The 15,745-nt window shown below is 72.5% G+C and carries 15 protein-coding genes; 11 read left to right on the forward strand and 4 right to left on the reverse strand.

The features are described 5' to 3' along the window. Positions 1-60: 60 nt before the first annotated feature. From ACH4D5_RS20140 to ACH4D5_RS20160, 5 genes are all read left to right on the forward strand, one after another. Positions 61-759, forward strand: coding sequence for a TetR/AcrR family transcriptional regulator (locus tag ACH4D5_RS20140; RefSeq protein WP_398304098.1), 699 nt, complete (start codon positions 61-63; stop codon positions 757-759). Positions 760-822: 63 nt separating this feature from the next. After that, on the forward strand, positions 823-1,965 hold the full coding sequence (locus ACH4D5_RS20145; protein ID WP_398304099.1) for an acyl-CoA dehydrogenase family protein: 1,143 nt from the start codon (positions 823-825) through the stop codon (positions 1,963-1,965). An 88-nt stretch (positions 1,966-2,053) separates the two neighbouring features. Continuing rightward, positions 2,054-3,028: an oxygenase MpaB family protein gene (locus ACH4D5_RS20150; protein ID WP_398304101.1), complete on the forward strand. Its 975-nt coding sequence runs from the start codon at positions 2,054-2,056 to the stop codon at positions 3,026-3,028. Beyond that, positions 3,010-5,247: a tetratricopeptide repeat protein gene (locus tag ACH4D5_RS20155; protein WP_398304103.1), complete on the forward strand. Its 2,238-nt coding sequence runs from the start codon at positions 3,010-3,012 to the stop codon at positions 5,245-5,247. The genes ACH4D5_RS20150 and ACH4D5_RS20155 overlap by 19 nt, the downstream gene beginning before the upstream one ends. Positions 5,248-5,336: 89 nt before the next feature. Beyond that, complete coding sequence (locus tag ACH4D5_RS20160; protein WP_398304105.1) at positions 5,337-5,585, forward strand: SCO4226 family nickel-binding protein; 249 nt, start codon at positions 5,337-5,339, stop codon at positions 5,583-5,585. A gap of 14 nt (positions 5,586-5,599) precedes the next feature. On the opposite strand, the gene ACH4D5_RS20165 is transcribed toward ACH4D5_RS20160, so the two are convergent. From ACH4D5_RS20165 to ACH4D5_RS20175, 3 genes are read right to left on the reverse strand one after another with little or no spacing between them, the layout of a single operon-like run. After that, entirely contained in the window at positions 5,600-6,277 is a 678-nt protein-coding gene (locus ACH4D5_RS20165; RefSeq protein WP_398304107.1) for a response regulator, read from the reverse strand. After that, positions 6,274-7,506 (reverse strand): sensor histidine kinase, encoded by a 1,233-nt coding sequence (locus ACH4D5_RS20170; RefSeq protein ID WP_398304109.1) that lies wholly within the window; start codon positions 7,504-7,506, stop codon positions 6,274-6,276. Before ACH4D5_RS20170 ends, ACH4D5_RS20165 begins: the two co-directional genes overlap by 4 nt. Then, the gene (locus ACH4D5_RS20175; protein ID WP_398304111.1) at positions 7,506-8,138 is read right to left on the reverse strand and encodes a hypothetical protein; all 633 of its coding nucleotides are present in this window, start codon (positions 8,136-8,138) and stop codon (positions 7,506-7,508) included. Before ACH4D5_RS20175 ends, ACH4D5_RS20170 begins: the two co-directional genes overlap by 1 nt. A 155-nt stretch (positions 8,139-8,293) precedes the next feature. On the opposite strand from ACH4D5_RS20175, the gene ACH4D5_RS20180 reads away from it, so the two are divergent. Continuing rightward, entirely contained in the window at positions 8,294-8,632 is a 339-nt protein-coding gene (locus ACH4D5_RS20180) for a hypothetical protein (RefSeq protein WP_398304113.1), read from the forward strand. A 74-nt stretch (positions 8,633-8,706) separates the two neighbouring features. Next, positions 8,707-10,278, forward strand: a complete 1,572-nt coding sequence (locus ACH4D5_RS20185) for a phytoene desaturase family protein (protein WP_398304115.1) — start codon at positions 8,707-8,709, stop codon at positions 10,276-10,278. Between the two features lie 12 nt (positions 10,279-10,290). Here ACH4D5_RS20185 and ACH4D5_RS20190 read toward each other — a convergent pair whose 3' ends face one another. After that, the gene (locus tag ACH4D5_RS20190; RefSeq protein ID WP_398304117.1) at positions 10,291-10,644 is read right to left on the reverse strand and encodes a VOC family protein; all 354 of its coding nucleotides are present in this window, start codon (positions 10,642-10,644) and stop codon (positions 10,291-10,293) included. Positions 10,645-10,740: 96 nt separating this feature from the next. Between ACH4D5_RS20190 and ACH4D5_RS20195 the strand changes: the two genes are divergently transcribed. From ACH4D5_RS20195 to ACH4D5_RS20210, 4 genes are read left to right on the forward strand one after another with little or no spacing between them, the layout of a single operon-like run. After that, positions 10,741-11,688, forward strand: a complete 948-nt coding sequence (locus tag ACH4D5_RS20195; protein ID WP_398304119.1) for a MerR family transcriptional regulator — start codon at positions 10,741-10,743, stop codon at positions 11,686-11,688. Further along, positions 11,685-13,001 (forward strand): MFS transporter, encoded by a 1,317-nt coding sequence (locus ACH4D5_RS20200; protein WP_398304121.1) that lies wholly within the window; start codon positions 11,685-11,687, stop codon positions 12,999-13,001. Before ACH4D5_RS20195 ends, ACH4D5_RS20200 begins: the two co-directional genes overlap by 4 nt. A 54-nt stretch (positions 13,002-13,055) precedes the next feature. Further along, positions 13,056-14,183, forward strand: a complete 1,128-nt coding sequence (locus tag ACH4D5_RS20205; protein WP_398304123.1) for an NAD(P)H-dependent flavin oxidoreductase — start codon at positions 13,056-13,058, stop codon at positions 14,181-14,183. After that, entirely contained in the window at positions 14,180-15,745 is a 1,566-nt protein-coding gene (locus ACH4D5_RS20210; protein WP_398304125.1) for an acyl-CoA synthetase, read from the forward strand. Before ACH4D5_RS20205 ends, ACH4D5_RS20210 begins: the two co-directional genes overlap by 4 nt.

The following is a 15,745-nucleotide window of genomic DNA, read 5'->3' on the forward strand; positions in this document are numbered from 1 at the left end:
TACAGAGTCCGTATCTGTGTTTCATCGAGAGAAGCACAACCCGGAACGGAGCACCAGACTGTGGAACCCGCATTTCCCTTTCTCGCCGCGCCACAGGACTCGGACTCCGTGCTGGACCGCGCGTTCGCCGAGGCCGCCGAGCGGGCCGAGGCCGCCGACCAGACCGGTGACGACCACGACGAGGTCACCACACGCGTGCTCGACGCGGCCTTCGAGCAGTTCTGCCGCATGGGCATCAGGCGGTCCACGATGGAGGACGTGGCCCGCCGCGCCGGGGTCTCCCGGATCACGCTCTACCGCCGGTTCGCCTCCAAGGACGCACTCGTCGAGCAGGTCGTCCGCCGCGAATTCCGGCGGTACTTCGACCAGTTCATCGTCGACGTCCGGGGCGCGGAGACCGTCGCCGACCGCGTGGTCCTCGGCTTCGTGAGCTCGCTCCGCGCCATTCGCGGCAACCCGCTCATCGGCGGCCTGATCGACGCGGAGCCGGACGCGGTCGTGCCGTCCATGACCACGGACGGGGGCCGCACGCTGGCCGTCGTGCGGCAGTTCGTCGCGGGCAGGCTGCGCCGCGAACAGCAGGCGGGCAACGTCGCGCGCGACGTGGACGTGGACGTGGTCGCCGAGCTGATGGTCCGGGTGTCGGCGTCCTTCCTCGTCATTCCCGGCCAGGTGGTCGACCTCGACGACGAGGAGCAGGTGCGGGCGGTGGCGCGCCGGTTCCTGGTACCGATGCTGGGACCGCCGCCCGTCCGGTGAACGCGATGTGCCCTTGATCCTTGACCTTCGGCTCTTGACCCTGTTCGAGGAGGAACGCGCACCATGCCCCGAGTCCTGACGGACGAGCGACGCGATCTGGTCAAGGCGGTCGGCGATTTCTGCCGCCGCGAGTGCGGCACCAAGGAGCAGCGGGACAAGCTGACCGAGGGCGGCCGGGAGCCGCACAACCAGAAGCTCTACGAGAAGATGGCGGAGCTCGGCTGGCTGGGCATCGTCGTCCCCGAGGAGTACGGCGGCGCGGGCCTGGGCATGGCGGACCTGTGCCTCTTCCTGGAGGAGACCGCGTACGGCCTCGCGCCGATCAGCGGTTTCTCCACCACGGTCATCGCCGCCGCGGCCTACGACAAGTTCGGCACCGAGGAGCAGAAGCGCGTCGTGCTCGAAGGCGTGGCGGGCGGCCGGGTCGAGGCCATCTCGATGTCCGAGCCGGGCGCGGGCTCCGACGTGGGCGCGCTCATCTGCCGCGCGGACCGCACCGACGGCGGGTACGTGATCAACGGACAGAAGACCTGGTGCTCCAACGCGCACATCGCGGACCACATCCTGCTCATCGCCCGTACGTCGCACGGGGCGTCGAAGCACGACGGGCTCACCCAGTTCATGGTGCCGAGCGATGTCGATGGCCTGGAGATCAGGGGCATCGACACGATGGGCGGCCGGGAGGTCAACGACCTGTACTTCACCGACTGCTTCGTCCCGGACTCGGCGGTCGTCGGCGCCCCGGACCAGGCCTGGCCGCAGCTGATGTCCGGCCTCAACCTGGAGCGGATGATCCTCGCCGCGCTGATGCTGGGCACCGCCCGGCGCGCCTTCGACGACACCCTTCAATACGTGCGGCAGCGCGAGCAGTTCGGCCGGCCCATCGGCTCCTTCCAGGTCCTCAAGCACCGCATCGCCGACATGGCCACCGAGCTCGAATGCGCCCGGCTCCTGGTGGACGACGTCGCTGCGGCCATCGACGCCGAACCCGGCCGGGTCTTCGCCCGCGAGGCCTCCATGGCCAAGCTCAAATGCACCGAGCTCGCCAAACACGTGGCCCTGGAGGGCATGCAGATGATGGGCGGCTATGGATACGCCACCGAGTACGGCATGGAGGCCCTGCTGCGCTCGACCGTCGTGTCCACGGTGTACGGCGGGACGAGCGAGATCCAGCGAGACATCATCGGCAGGACGTACGGGCTGTAGAGACCGCCCCGGCGGCGCTGGTGTCAGGGCACGGAGCCGGGATACTGGTCGCGGACGTCCGCGTCACCCGTCAGGAGAGGGTCGCATCATGCCCGAGCACATATCCCCGCCCGATCCGGCGTCCGGACCCGCGCCCGAGCCCCGGCCCGACCCCGGGCTCTTCGGGCCGGCCTCCGTGACCTGGCAGGCGCACTCCGACCCCATGATGTGGATCGCCGGGATCCGGGCCCTCTACCTCCAGGCCCTGCACCCGCGCGCCGTCCGCGGCGTCATGGAGAACTCCGACTTCCGCAAGGACGCCTGGGGCCGCCTCATGCGCACCGCCCATTTCGTCGGCACCACGACCTACGGCACCACCGAGGTCGCCGAGAAGGCGGGCGCCCGCGTGCGGAAGATCCACACGATGCTCAAGGCCACCGACCCCGAGACGGGGGAGCGCTACGGCGTCGACGAGCCGGAGCTGCTGCTCTGGGTGCACTGCGCGGAGATCGACTCCTACCTCCACGTCGTACGCCGCTCAGGCCTCCCCCTCACCGACGCGCTGGCCGACCGCTACGTCGACGAACACCGGCAGAGCGCGCGCCTGGTCGGCCTCGACCCCGCGGACGTACCCGCGTCGACGGCCGAACTCGCCGCGTACTTCGAGGAGATGAGGCCCCGGCTTGCTGCCGGGCCCGACGCCCGCGCCGTCGACGACTTCCTGCAGCGCCCGCCGACGCACCCCCTGCTCGTCCCGGCGCGCGAGCTGCTGTGGCGGCGCGTGGCGAATCTGGCCTACGCCTCCCTGCCGCCGTACGCCCACGAGCTGTACGGCAGGGCCGCCCCGCCACCCGCCACGGTCACCCGCCGCCTCGTCCTCACCGGCACCGTCCTGCGCCGCATCCCCGCGCGTGTGCGCTGGCAACTCCCGCCCAAGCACATCCTGCGCGCCGTGGCCCGGCTCGGGCCCGGCAGCCGCCCCGCCCCGTACAAACTCGACAGCCGGAACGCCATACTGGACGGGCCGGGGAGGGCGCAGCGAGGCAACGGGGGCGACAACACGAGATGGCGGACACCAGGCTGATCCAGGGCCGGTACCGGCTCCTGGATCTGATCGGGCGCGGCGGTATGGGCGAGGTGTGGCGGGCGCGCGACGAGTCGCTCGGCCGCCAGGTCGCCGTCAAATGCCTCAAACCGATGGGGCACCAGCACGATCAGTCCTTCACGCGCGTGCTGCGCGAGCGCTTCCGGCGCGAGGCGCGCGTCGCGGCGGCGCTCCAGCACCGCGGTGTCACCGTCGTCCACGACTTCGGCGAGTACGACGGCGTGCTGTACCTCGTCATGGAACTCCTCGAAGGGCGCAACCTCAGCCAGCTCCTGGAGGACAACAAACAGCACCCCCTGCCGGTCGCCGACGTCGTGGAGATCGCCGACCAGGTCGCCGCCGCCCTCGCGTACACCCATGAACAGGGCATCGTGCACCGGGACCTCAAGCCCGCGAACATCATGCGGCTCGCCGACGGCACCGTGAAGATCTGCGACTTCGGCATCGCACGCCTCGGCGCCGACATCGGCTTCACCTCCCGCCTGACCGGCACCGGCATCGCGATGGGCACCCCGCACTACATGTCGCCCGAGCAGATCAGCGGCGACCCCGTCGACCAGCGCAGCGATCTCTACTCCTTCGGCTGCGTGCTCTACGAGATCGCCACCGGCGCCCCGCCGTTCGACCTGGAGGACGCCTGGGCCGTCCTCGTCGGACACCGCGACACCGCCCCCGAACCACCCCGCAGGCACCGCGGCGAACTGCCCGAGTACTTCGACCGGATCGTCCTGGACCTGCTCGCCAAGGAGCCCGGCGACCGCCCGCCCGACGCGCGGGAGCTCGGCCGCCGCATCGCCGCGGGCCGCACCTCGCTCACGTACGTCCCGACCGTCGCCACGCCCCCCGTGCGCCGCCACGACCACCTGCCGCCGCACGAACCGCGGCTGCCCTCCTGGACGCGCGGCATGACCACCGGCCACAAGGCGAGCGGCGCGTCCGTGCTGCGCACCACCCCGCCCGACGCGGCCGCGGGCCTCACCGGCGAGTGGATCCCGCGCATCGACGCCCGCCGCGCCGCGGCCCCCCGGCAGCCCGAGCGGCCCACACCTTCTCCCGAGCTGGTCGCCACCCTCACCAGCCGTCACAACGCCGGCCTCAGCCTGGGGCGGCTCGGCCGCTGGGCCGAGGCGGGCGAGGTGCACCGCGCGGTCGCCGCCGAACGCGAGCACGCCCTCGGCCCCGACCACCCCGACACGCTCGCCAGCCGCTACGAGGTCGGCTTCACGCTCAGCCGCACCGGCCGCGCCGCCGACGCGCTGCGTGAGTACGACCGCGTGGCGCGGGGGCGGGAGCGGACGCTCGGCCCCGAGCACCCGGACACGCTCGCCGCGCGCCAGGAGATGGCGTACGTCCTGGGCCGGCTCGGGCGGCACTTCGAGGCCCACCAGACCTACACCTCGGTGCTCGCCGCCCGAGAGCGCACGGCGGGCCCCGACCACCCCGACACGCTGCGCTGCCGCCACAACCTCGCGTACAACCTGAGCCGCCTCGGCCGTCTGGAGGACTCCTACCAGCTGGCCGAGGAGGTCGCGGCGGCCCGCGCACGGGTGCTCGGCCCGACCCACCCCGACACGCTCGTGACCCGCTACGAAGTGGCGTACGCGCTCGGTCAGTTGGGGCGTTGGCCGGAAGCCCTGCAGACCTATCGCGAAGTCGCCGAAGCGCGCGTGCGGGCCCTCGGCGCCGACCACCCCGACACGCTCGCCGCGCGCTATGAGGTGGGGATAAGCCTCGGCAGGCTCGGCCGCAGCGCCGAGGCACTGGAGCTGTACCGCGACCTGATCGAGGACCGCACGCGCGTCAACGGCCCCGCCGACCCCGAAACGCTGCGCGCCCGGCACGGCCTCGGGGTGAATCTGGGACGTCAGGGCCGCTGGGAGGAAGCCCTCGCGGAGGCCCGTGACGTGTGCGCCATCCGCGAGCGCGTGCTTGGCGCCGACCACCCCGACACGCTGGTGAGCCGCCGCGAGGTCGCGGTCGGCCTCGGCTGGCTCGGCCGCTGGGCCGACGCGCTCACCGAGTACCGCAGGGTCGCCGCCGCCCGCGAGCGGGTCTTCGGCGCCGACCACCCCGACGCACTCGCCAGCCGCAACGACGAGGCCCACTGCCTGGAACAGCTGGGCCGCGGCACGGAGGCCGTCGAGCTGTACCGCCGGGTGGCGGCACTCCGGCAGCGGCGGGGCGCCGGGAGTCTCTGAGAGCCTGTCTTTGAGGCTCCGACGGAGTCGACCGCACCGGTGTACGGGCGCAGGATGGAGATAGCGCAGACAGAAGGAGGTGCGGCGCCATGTCGAAGTTCATGGACGTCCACCACGGGATGAACGGCATCACGGCAGAGGACCTGAAGAAGGCCCACCAGGCAGATCTCGCGATCGAGAAGGAAGAAGGCGTCCACTTCGAGAAGGCGTGGGCGGACCCGCAGTCCGGCACGGTCTACTGCCTCTCCGAAGCACCGTCGGCCGAAGCGGTCCAACGCATCCACGAACGTGCGGGCCACCGGGCCGACGAGGTCCACCCGGTGCCGCTGACCGTCTGAACCGATCCCCCAGGTCAGGGCAGCGGCGGGGAGGAACCCGGTGCGACCAGTCCGCTCTGGTAGGCCGCGGCGACCGCCTGGGCGCGGTCGCGCACACCGAGCTTCAGGAGGATCCGGCCGAGGTGGGTCTTGACCGTCGCCTCGCCGATGAAGAGGTGGGTGGCGACCTCCGCGTTGGAGAAGCCGTGCGCGACGAGGACGAGCACCTCGCGCTCGCGTCCGGTGAGCGCTGCCAGCTCCTCGGGGGCGGGCCTGATCCGCTCCGGCCGGGCGGCGAACTCGGCCAGCAGATCGGAGGTCACCGCGGGGTCCAGCCAGCCGTCCCCGGCGGCGAGCGCCCGGACCGCCCCGACCAGTTCGTCGGGGGCCGCGTCCTTGAGCAGGAAGCCGGAGGCCCCGGCCCGCAGCGCCTGGTAGACGGCCTCGCTGACGTTGTACGTCGTCAGCACGAGCACGCGGGCCTCGCCGGGAAAGGCGTCGGCGGTGATGCGCCGGGTCGCCTCGACGCCGTCCGTGCCGGGCATCCGCACGTCCATGACGACGACATCGGGGCGCAGCTCGGCCGTGCGGGCCACGGCCTCGTCGCCGTCGGAGGCCTCGCCTACCACCTCGATGCCCTGCTCGCCGGTGAGCAGCATGGCGAGCGCGGAACGAACCATCGCCTGGTCGTCCGCGAGCAGTACCCGGATCATGACGCGGCCTCCTGCCGGAAGTGTTCCTCTGTCGGCAGGGTGGCGGCGACACGGAAGCCACCCTGCTCGGTGGGCCCGGCTTCGAACGTGCCGCCGCAGACGGCCACCCGCTCGCGCAGGCCCAGCAGGCCGTGCCCGGTGGAGAGCGCGGACCGGGCCGCCGCAGGAGTGCCCCGGCCGTCGTCGCCGACCTCGATGCTCAGCCGTCCGTCGGCCCTGTGCCAGTCGAGGCGTACGACGGTGGCCGCTCCGGGGCCCGCGTGCTTGGCCGCGTTGGTGAGCGCCTCCTGCACCAACCGGTACGCGGTCAGGTCGACGCTCCTCGGGAGCGCGGCGGGGACGCCCGTCACCTCCACGCGGGCGTCGAGACCCGCCTGGCGCACCCCGTTGACGAGCGGGTCCAGGTCGGCGAGCCCGAAGCCGGCCCCCTCGGCGGCGAGCCGCTCACCGTCGGTGCGCAGCACCAGCAGCATGTGCCGCAGCTCGGCGACGGCCGTCTTGCCGCTCGACTCGATCTGGTCGAGCGCGTGCTCGACCCGGTCCGGGTCGGTCCGCAGCACATGGCGGGCACCACCCGCCTGCAACACCATGACGGTGACCGCGTTGGCGACGATGTCGTGCAACTCCCGTGCCGTGCGCGCCCGTTCGGTCAGGATCGCCTCCTGGGCGCGGGCCAGCGCGAGCCCGTCCCTGGCGGCCGCGGCACGCCCCGCCCGCACCCACCGGCCGACGCCCCACACTTCCAGGTTGAGCAGTCCGTAGAAGCAGGCCACCCCGAGCAGGGTGGTCAGCCGCTCCGCGGCGGGTACGTCGGCGAGCGCCGCCCGCACCGACAGCGCGACCGGCACCGTCACACAGGCCAGCGCCAGCACGGCCGACCGGGCGCTCTGCAGAGCGGCGACGGTGTACAGCGCGGCGAGCAGCGCCAGCGTCGGGCTGTAGTCGAACACCGCGGCGAACGTGAGCAGTTCACCGCCGAGGGCATGGGCCCACACGTAGCCGAACACCGCACGGGGAGCGCGCCGCCGCGCCGCGAGCGCCGCATAGCCGAGGACGGCGTACCCGACCGTGATCAGCCGGTCGGCCGCGCCGACGTTCGGGAGCGCGAAGTCCGAGAAGAGGAACAGGTCGGGCAGCAGCAGGGCGGCGGCAAGCACCGAGTCCTGGACGGCGGGTGCCGCCCGATACAGATACAGCCCGCCGTGGGCGGCCCCGGACCCGGCGGCCATCACGGTCCGGTCGGCGGGTGGGGGTCGTCGCGATGGGGGCCGTCGCGGTGCGGGTCGTCGCCGTGCGGCGGGTGCGGTTCGTCGGGGCGGGGCGGGTGGGGGAGGCACGTGCGGATGACCCGGCAGGGACCGGCCGCGAAGGCGTCGAACGCCTCGAAGGCATTGGACCCCTCGGGACTTTCGCCACTCGCCCGGTCCAGGCGCGCCTTCCCGGGCCGCTCGGGCACCGGCGCGTCGTAGCCGAGCGTGCGCATCGCCGCCCACAGGTCGCCGTCCTCGGCGAGCAGTGCCTCGGTCAGCCGGCGCTGGGTGGAGGGCTCGGCACGCACCACGTAGCGCGAGCGCCCCGCCAGCCGGACCACGCTCGCTCGCACGCCCGGCGCGGGCTCGCCGGAGCCGAGGTGCTCCACGTCGGACACGGCGATCCGCTCCACCGGTCCGCAGCCGGCGGGCACCGGCGCGATCACGGCGACCAGCGCTCCCGGCGGACGGACGAGGAGCGGCGGCGGATCAGGGACGAGGAGCGCGTCCCTGTCGACGAGGAGCGCCCGGGCGCCGATCGGTTCGAGGGTCACGTCAGCAGCCGTGACCAGCACGGTTGCCTCATCCATGGGGTCGGTCCAGTCACTCATGGATCCATGAAACTTTCTCTTCTCCCCGCAGAAACGTACCCCCTGGGTCGTACACGGGTAATCCACTCCGGAGTGGACGCGGGGATGGTCCCGATGCGCGCATTCTCGTGGGTGTCGGAAACTCGTCCGACGCGGAGAAGGACCGGGAGACAGTCATGGGATACCAGGTCAAGTTCTACCAACTGCGGTGCATCGAGACCGAGGACAACGGCGAGGACGAGCTGTGGGTGGACTTCCGCGGCCAGCGCGTCTGGGGCCGGGGTGACATCAACAACGGCCAGGTCATCAACGTCAACAACGGGCCGTTCACGATGGTCAACAGCGGGGCCGACGTCGTCTCCATGTGGGACAAGGACGACTTCGACCCGGACGACCACCTGGGCGACTTCCACATCAGCACGGCGGTCTCCGGCCGCGGCGAGCAGGTCGCCGTGTTCCGCAACAACGGTGCCCACTACACCCTCACCTACGAGGTGCGGCCGGACAACTGGTAGGCCGCTTCCGGACGCCCCCGGAGCCACGGGTGCGTACACGGCCCCCGGCGCCGGGGGCCGTGTTAGGAAGAGCCATGCCTGATCGTGATGCGTACGACGCCGTCATCGTCGGCGGTGGCCACAACGGTCTCGTCGCCGCCGCCTATCTCGCCCGCGCCGGACGGTCCGTGCTGCTCCTGGAGCGGCTCTCCGCGACCGGCGGCGCGGCCGTCTCCAGCCGGCCCTTCCCCGGGGTCGACGCGCGGCTGTCCCGCTACTCGTACCTGGTCAGCCTCCTCCCCAAGAAGATCGTCCGGGACCTCGACCTCGACTTCAGGGTGCGCACCCGCACCGTGTCCTCCTACACGCCGACCGAGCGCGGCGGCCGCCCCACCGGCCTGCTCGTCGGCGGCGGCGAGGCCCGCACCCGGCAGGCGTTCGAGCGGCTCACCGGCGGCCGGCGCGAGTACGATGCCTGGCGCGAGTTCTACGCGATGACCGGGGAGGTCGCCCGCCGCGTCTTCCCCACGCTCACCGAACCCCTGCCGACCCGTGCCGGGCTGCGCGCCCGCGTCGACGACGACACCGCGTGGCGCACCCTCTTCGAAGAGCCGATCGGCGCCGCGATCGAGGAGCGCTTCGCCGACGACCTGGTGCGCGGCGTCGTCCTCACCGACGCCCTCATCGGCACGTTCGCCGACGCCCACGACCCGTCCCTGCGCCAGAACCGATGCTTCCTGTACCACGTCATCGGCGGCGGCACCGGCGACTGGAACGTGCCCGTCGGCGGCATGGGCGCCCTCACCGCGGCCATCGCCGACTCGGCGCGTGTGTCGGGCGCCCGGCTGCGGACCGGATGCGAGGTGACGCGGATCGCCACCGACGGGCGGCGCGCCGAGGTGACGTACGCGACGGAGGACGGCGAGCGGACCGCGGGCGCCCGCCACGTCCTCGTCAACGCGTCGCCGCAGGCCCTCGCGGAACTCCTCGGCGAGGAGCAGCCGCCGCCCGCCGAAGGCGCCCAGTTCAAGGTCAACATGCTGCTCGGACGGCTGCCGCGGCTGCGCGACACGTCCGTCGACCCGCGCGAGGCGTTCGCCGGCACCTTCCACATCGCGGAGGGGTACGAGGAGTTGGCGACCGCGTACGCCCAGGCCGCGGCCGGCACGCCACCCGCCGCGCCGCCCTCCGAGATCTACTGCCACTCCCTCACCGACCCGACGATCCTCGCCCCCGACCTCGTCGAGAGCGGCCACCAGACCCTCACCCTCTTCGGGCTGCACACACCGGCGCGGCTCTTCGCCCGCGACAACGACGCCGTACGCGCCGAGCTCCTCACAGCGACCCTTGCCCAACTGGACGCACACCTCGCCGAGCCGATCGCCGACTGCCTGGCCCTCGACGCCCAGGGACGCCCCTGCATCGAGGCGAAGACGCCGCTCGACCTGGAGCGTGACCTGCGGCTGCCCGGCGGCAACATCTTCCACCGCGACCTCGCCTTTCCCTACGCCCAGGAGAACGCGGCCGCGGAGAGCGCCGGGCGCTGGGGAGTGGGGACCCGGCACCCGAACGTCGTGCTGTGCGGCGCGGGCGCGGTGCGCGGGGGCGGCGTCAGCGGCATCCCCGGGCACAACGCCGCGATGGCGGTGCTGGAGGCCTTGGGCTGACGAGGCCGACGGCTACGGGGACGCGGGAAGCGGCGCGCCGCCGAAACCGATCTCGTTGCCGTCGGGGTCGCGGTACGTGGCCTTGCGGACGCCGTTCGCGTACGTCTCCCGGACGGCGGGCCGCAGGCCCCGGTCGGCGATCTGCTCGACACGCGTGTCGAAGTCACCGGCGAAGACGGTGTGGCGGGCATGGCCCGCGTGCTCGGGCAGCTGCTCGATGTACAGATAGCGGTGTTCCGCGAGCTCCCAGACGGCCTCGACGTCGTTCGGGCAGAAGGCGGGCGGCTCGCCGAGCAGGCGTTCGTACCAGTGAAGCGCTGACGCGTAGTCGCTGACCGGGATGCCTGAGAACAGTTCGATGGCCATGCCGCCATCGTAGGAACCCCGCCCCCTCACCGCGTGCCGATGTGATCGAAAGGCGGCGCTTGAGTCTCCAGTAGGGGGAGACGTCAGAGTGAGCGCATGAACGGCGACATCCTCTACTCGATCGGTGAGCTGGCCCGGCGGACCGGGCTCACGGTCAAGACCATCCGGTTCTACTCGGACTCCGGCATCGTGACGCCGACGGACCGCAGCCCGGCCGGCTACCGGCTGTACGGCATCGACGCCGTCGCCCGCCTGGACCTCGTACGGACCCTGCGCGAACTGGGCATCGACCTGCCCGCCATCCGCAAGGTGGTGGACCGGGAGGTGCCGCTCCAGGAAGTCGCCGCCGCGCACGCCGACGCGCTGGACGTACAGATACGGACCCTGCGCCTGCGCAGGGCGGTTCTGACCGTGGTGGCCGGCCGCGGCTCCACGGCTGACGAAACGGAGCTCATGGACCTCATGCACCGCCTCGCCCGCCTCTCCGAAGACGAACGCCGCCGGCTGATCGACGGCTTCCTCGACACCGTGTTCGACGGCCTGCAGGACCACCCCGCCTTCACGGCGGTCATCCGCTCGTTGACGCCCGAACTGCCCGACGAACCCGAGGTCGAGCAGGTGGAGGCATGGGTGGAGCTCGCCGGACTGCTGCAGGACCCCGACTTCCGCACCAGCATGCGGGGGATGGCCAGGAACCTGGCGACCGACCGTGCGCCGGACGACGCCCTGGGCCTGCCCCGCATCCTGGCCGAAGCCGTCCGCGCCCTGGCCGAACCGACGCTGCGCGACGGCATCGACCCCGAAGGGCCGGACGCCGGCCCGATCGTCGAGGCCCTCTCCGCCCACTACGCCCGCATCGTCGGCAGCCCCGACGACGACGCGCTCCGAGCGCGGCTCGCGACCCACCTCGACGGGATGAACGACCCCCGCAGGGACCACTACCTGCGGCTCCTCGCGGTCGTCAACGGCTGGCCCGCACCGGACAGCCTGGCTCCGGCACTCGACTGGGCCGTCCGCGCCCTGCGCGCCCGGAGCGGGGCGTGACGGGGGCCGACCCCGCCGCCCCCTCTGCCCCTCGACGGTTCGGCGGCTACCGCCAGTTGGCGGAGGTCACCGGTTTCCGGCGGATCGCGGCGCTCGGCATGGCGTCGAAACTCCCGGTCGGCATGACCGCCCTGAGCGTGCTGCTCCTGGTGGGCCGGCACCACTCGTACGGCACCGCGGGCCTCGCCGTCAGCAGTCTCGCCATCGGGCAGGGCCTGACCGGGCCGCTGCGCGGGCGGCTCGTCGACCGGCATGCGCCGCACGCGGTCCTGCTCTGCTGTCTCACAGGGCACCTGACGGCCCTCACCCTCCTCATCCTCACGGTGTACGGGGGCGGCCCGGCCGTCGGGGTCCTGGTCCTCGCCGGCTGTGCGGGCGCCACGGCACCTCCGGTCGCCGTCATGATGCGCACGGTCTGGCATCCGTTGACCGACAGCCGGACGCTCGCCACCGCGATGGCCCTGGACACGGCGATGACGGGCGCCGCCCTCGTCACGGGCCCGGTGCTCGCCAGTTGGCTCAGCCTCTCCTTCTCGGCAGCCGCGCCGTTCGCCGTCATCGGCGCGATGACCACGTGCGTGGTCGTCCTGCTGATCGGCTCACTCTCCGGGCTGCCTGGAGGAACCGCGCGACCGAGGCAGCCCGATCCAGGGCCCACCCGGCAGCCCGTCCCGCCCCGCCCACCGGAAAGCCACGCGGGCCCCCTCGCCTCCGCGCCCCTGCGACGCCTCCTGGCCGCCAACGGCCTCTTCGTCGCCGCCGTCACCGCCGCCGACGTCGTCCTGCCGATCTACGCGAAGGAGCACGGGGCCGCCCCCTACACCGGCCTGTATCTGGCGGCCCTCTCCGTTGGCAGCGTCCTGGGCAGCCTGGCTCTCGGAGCCGCCCCCTCGCTGCTGCCCCGCGGCCGGGGTTCCGGGCTCCCCGGGCTGCTCTGCGCCTTCGCGGCGGGCGCGGGCGCCCTGGCCCTGGCCGCCCGGTTCTCCCCGACGGCGGTCCTGGCGGTCTGCCCGGTGGCCGGGCTGGTCATCGGTGCGGCCTTCGGGGTCCTGCGCACGCTCGGGGGAGATCTCGCGCCCCCGGGAAGGGTGACCGAGACGATGTCCTGGCTCGCGAGCGCCGACACGGCGGGCGCGGCGGTGGGCGCCGCGGTGGTGGCGCAGCTGGCGGGCGCGGCGGGCAGCGGGACGGCGCTCCTGCTGGTGCCGGCGGTGGCCGTCCTGGCGGCGGTCGTCGGCGGCGGCCGGCACGAGGAGGCGGACAGTGGTGGCGGCCGGGTGGTCCGCAAGTCCGACGAGGCAAGCTCGATCTGACACCGCATCAGAAAATCTCTTCCCTCGTATGGGCGGCTGCGGCATCCTGCGCCCATGCAGACGGAGTTGAGCAAGAAACTGGGGATCGAGCACGCCGTCTTCGGCTTCACGCCCTTCCCCGCGGTGGCCGCCGCCATCAGCAGGGCGGGCGGTTTCGGGGTGCTCGGCGCGGTCCGCTACACGGAGCCGGACGAGTTGGCCAGGGACCTCGACTGGATCGAGGAGCACGTCGACGGGCGGCCGTACGGCCTCGATGTCGTCATGCCCGCCAAGAAGGTCGAGGCCCAGGACGGTCGGGCGCTGACCGAGGCCGACGTAGAGGCGATGATTCCGGAGGAGCACCGGCAGTTCGTCAGGGATACCCTGGCCAAGCACGGCGTGCCCGAGCTCGCCGAGGGCGAGGCGTCCGGCTGGCGCATCACCGGCTGGATGGAGCAGGTCGCCCGCAGCCAACTCGACGTCGCCTTCGACTACCCGATCAGACTGCTCGCCAACGCGCTCGGGTCACCACCGGCCGATGTCATCCGACGCGCCCATGACCACGACATCCTCGTCGCCGCCCTCGCGGGCAGCGCCCGGCACGCCCGCAAGCACGCGGAGGCGGGTATCGACATCGTCGTCGCCCAGGGGTACGAGGCGGGCGGCCACACCGGCGAGATCGCCTCCATGGTGCTCACTCCCGAGGCCGTCGAGGCGGTGGCGCCGCTGCCCGTGCTCGCCGCCGGGGGCATCGGCAGCGGGCAGCAGATCGCGGCCGCGCTCGCGCTCGGCGCGCAGGGCGTCTGGCTCGGCTCCCTGTGGCTCACCACCACGGAGGCCGACCTGCATTCGCCCGCCCTCACCCGGAAGCTGCTCGCGGCCGGCTCCGGTGACACGGTCCGCTCCCGCGCCCTGACCGGGAAGCCCGCCCGGCAGCTGCGGACGCGGTGGACCGACGCCTGGGACGACCCGGAGGGGCCCGGGGCGCTGCCGATGCCGCTGCAGGGGCTGCTGGTCGCCGAAGCCGTCTCGCGCATCCAGAAGTACGAGGTGCAGGACCTGCTCGGCACGCCGGTCGGGCAGATCGTCGGCCGGATGAACAGCGAACGCAGCGTCCAGGCCGTCTTCGACGATCTGACGCGCGGCTTCGAGCGGGCAGTCGACCGTGTCATCCGCATCGCGGGAAGGGAAGGCAAGTCGTGAGCACACCGACCGACAGCGCCCCGCCGAACGGCTTCTGGGCCCAGGCCACGGCCGACCCCGGCCGCACCGTCCTCATCACGCCGGACGGCGAGGAGTGGACGGCGGGCCGACTGCACGCCGCCGTCAACCAGTTGGTGCACGGGCTGCGGGCCGCCGGCCTGGAGCGCGGTGACGCGTTCGCCGTCGTGCTGCCCAACGGCGTGGAGTTCTTCACCGCGTACCTCGCCGCCTCCCAGGCCGGCTTCTACCTCGTCCCCGTCAACCACCACCTGGTCGGCCCCGAGATCGCCTGGATCGTCGCCGACTCGGGTGCCAAGGTGCTGATCGCGCACGAGCGGTACGGGGACGCCGCGGTCGCGGCGGCCGACGAGGCGGGCCTCCCCCCGAGCCACCGCTACGCGGTCGGAGACGTGCCCGGCTTCCGCCCCTACGCCCAACTCCTGGACGGCCGACCGGAGTCGGCGCCCGCCGACCGCACGCTCGGCTGGGTCATGAACTACACCTCGGGCACGACGGGCCGTCCCCGCGGCATCCGCCGCCCGCTCTCCGGCAAGCTCCCCGAGGAGTCGTACCTCGGGGGCTTCCTCGGCATCTTCGGGATCAAGCCCTTCGACGGCAACGTCCACCTGGTCTGCTCGCCGCTCTACCACACGGCGGTCCTGCAGTTCGCGGGCGCCGCCCTGCACATCGGCCACCCGCTGGTCGTGATGGACAAGTGGACGCCCGAGGAGATGCTCCGTCTCATCGACGTACACAAGTGCACGCACACGCACATGGTGCCGACCCAGTTCCACCGGCTGCTCGCCCTGCCCGAAGCGACACGGGCCGCGTACGACGTGTCCTCCATGCGGCACGCCATCCACGGGGCCGCGCCCTGCCCCGACCACGTCAAGCGCGCCATGATCGACTGGTGGGGAGAGTGCGTCGAGGAGTACTACGCGGCCAGCGAGGGCGGCGGCGCCTTCGCCACCGCGCAGGACTGGCTGAAGAAGCCGGGGACGGTCGGAAAGGCGTGGCCCATCAGCGAGTTGGCGGTGTTCGACGACGACGGGAACATCCTCGGCCCCGGCCAGCTCGGTACCGTCTACATGAAGATGTCCACCGGCGGCTTCTCGTACCACAAGGACGAGTCGAAGACGAAGAAGAACCGCATCGGCGACTTCTTCACCGTCGGCGACCTCGGCCTCCTCGACGAGGACGGCTATCTCTTCCTGCGCGACCGGAAGATCGACATGATCATCTCGGGCGGGGTCAACATCTACCCCGCCGAGATCGAGTCGGCGCTGCTCACCCACCCCGCCGTCGCGGACGCCGCCGCCTTCGGCATTCCGCACGACGACTGGGGCGAGGAGGTCAAGGCCGTCGTAGAGGTCGCCGAGGGCCGGACCGCCGACGACGCGCTCGCCGCCGAGATCCTCGCCCACTGCGAGCGCCGCCTCGCCGGCTACAAGCGCCCGAAGAGCGTCGACTTCATCGACACGATGCCGCGCGACCCCAACGGCAAGCTGTACAAACGCCGCCTGCGCGAGCCGTACTGGGAGGGCCGCGAGCGCACGGTGTGA

The sequence above is a fragment of the Streptomyces sp. NPDC018029 genome, from assembly GCF_044327655.1.
Taxonomy (GTDB): domain Bacteria; phylum Actinomycetota; class Actinomycetes; order Streptomycetales; family Streptomycetaceae; genus Streptomyces.

What these genes read in the sequence shown, in the direction of transcription:
- ACH4D5_RS20160 (WP_398304105.1), top strand. Translation starts at nt 5,337, where the DNA reads ATGTCGAAGTTCATGGACGTCCACCACGGGATGAACGGCATCACGGCA.
- ACH4D5_RS20185 (WP_398304115.1), top strand. Translation starts at nt 8,707, where the DNA reads ATGCCTGATCGTGATGCGTACGACGCCGTCATCGTCGGCGGTGGCCAC.
- ACH4D5_RS20190 (WP_398304117.1), bottom strand. Translation starts at nt 10,644, where the DNA reads ATGGCCATCGAACTGTTCTCAGGCATCCCGGTCAGCGACTACGCGTCA.
- ACH4D5_RS20165 (WP_398304107.1), bottom strand. Translation starts at nt 6,277, where the DNA reads ATGATCCGGGTACTGCTCGCGGACGACCAGGCGATGGTTCGTTCCGCG.
- ACH4D5_RS20145 (WP_398304099.1), top strand. Translation starts at nt 823, where the DNA reads ATGCCCCGAGTCCTGACGGACGAGCGACGCGATCTGGTCAAGGCGGTC.
- ACH4D5_RS20170 (WP_398304109.1), bottom strand. Translation starts at nt 7,506, where the DNA reads ATGGCCGCCGGGTCCGGGGCCGCCCACGGCGGGCTGTATCTGTATCGG.
- ACH4D5_RS20155 (WP_398304103.1), top strand. Translation starts at nt 3,010, where the DNA reads ATGGCGGACACCAGGCTGATCCAGGGCCGGTACCGGCTCCTGGATCTG.
- ACH4D5_RS20150 (WP_398304101.1), top strand. Translation starts at nt 2,054, where the DNA reads ATGCCCGAGCACATATCCCCGCCCGATCCGGCGTCCGGACCCGCGCCC.
- ACH4D5_RS20175 (WP_398304111.1), bottom strand. Translation starts at nt 8,138, where the DNA reads ATGAGTGACTGGACCGACCCCATGGATGAGGCAACCGTGCTGGTCACG.
- ACH4D5_RS20180 (WP_398304113.1), top strand. Translation starts at nt 8,294, where the DNA reads ATGGGATACCAGGTCAAGTTCTACCAACTGCGGTGCATCGAGACCGAG.
- ACH4D5_RS20195 (WP_398304119.1), top strand. Translation starts at nt 10,741, where the DNA reads ATGAACGGCGACATCCTCTACTCGATCGGTGAGCTGGCCCGGCGGACC.
- ACH4D5_RS20205 (WP_398304123.1), top strand. Translation starts at nt 13,056, where the DNA reads ATGCAGACGGAGTTGAGCAAGAAACTGGGGATCGAGCACGCCGTCTTC.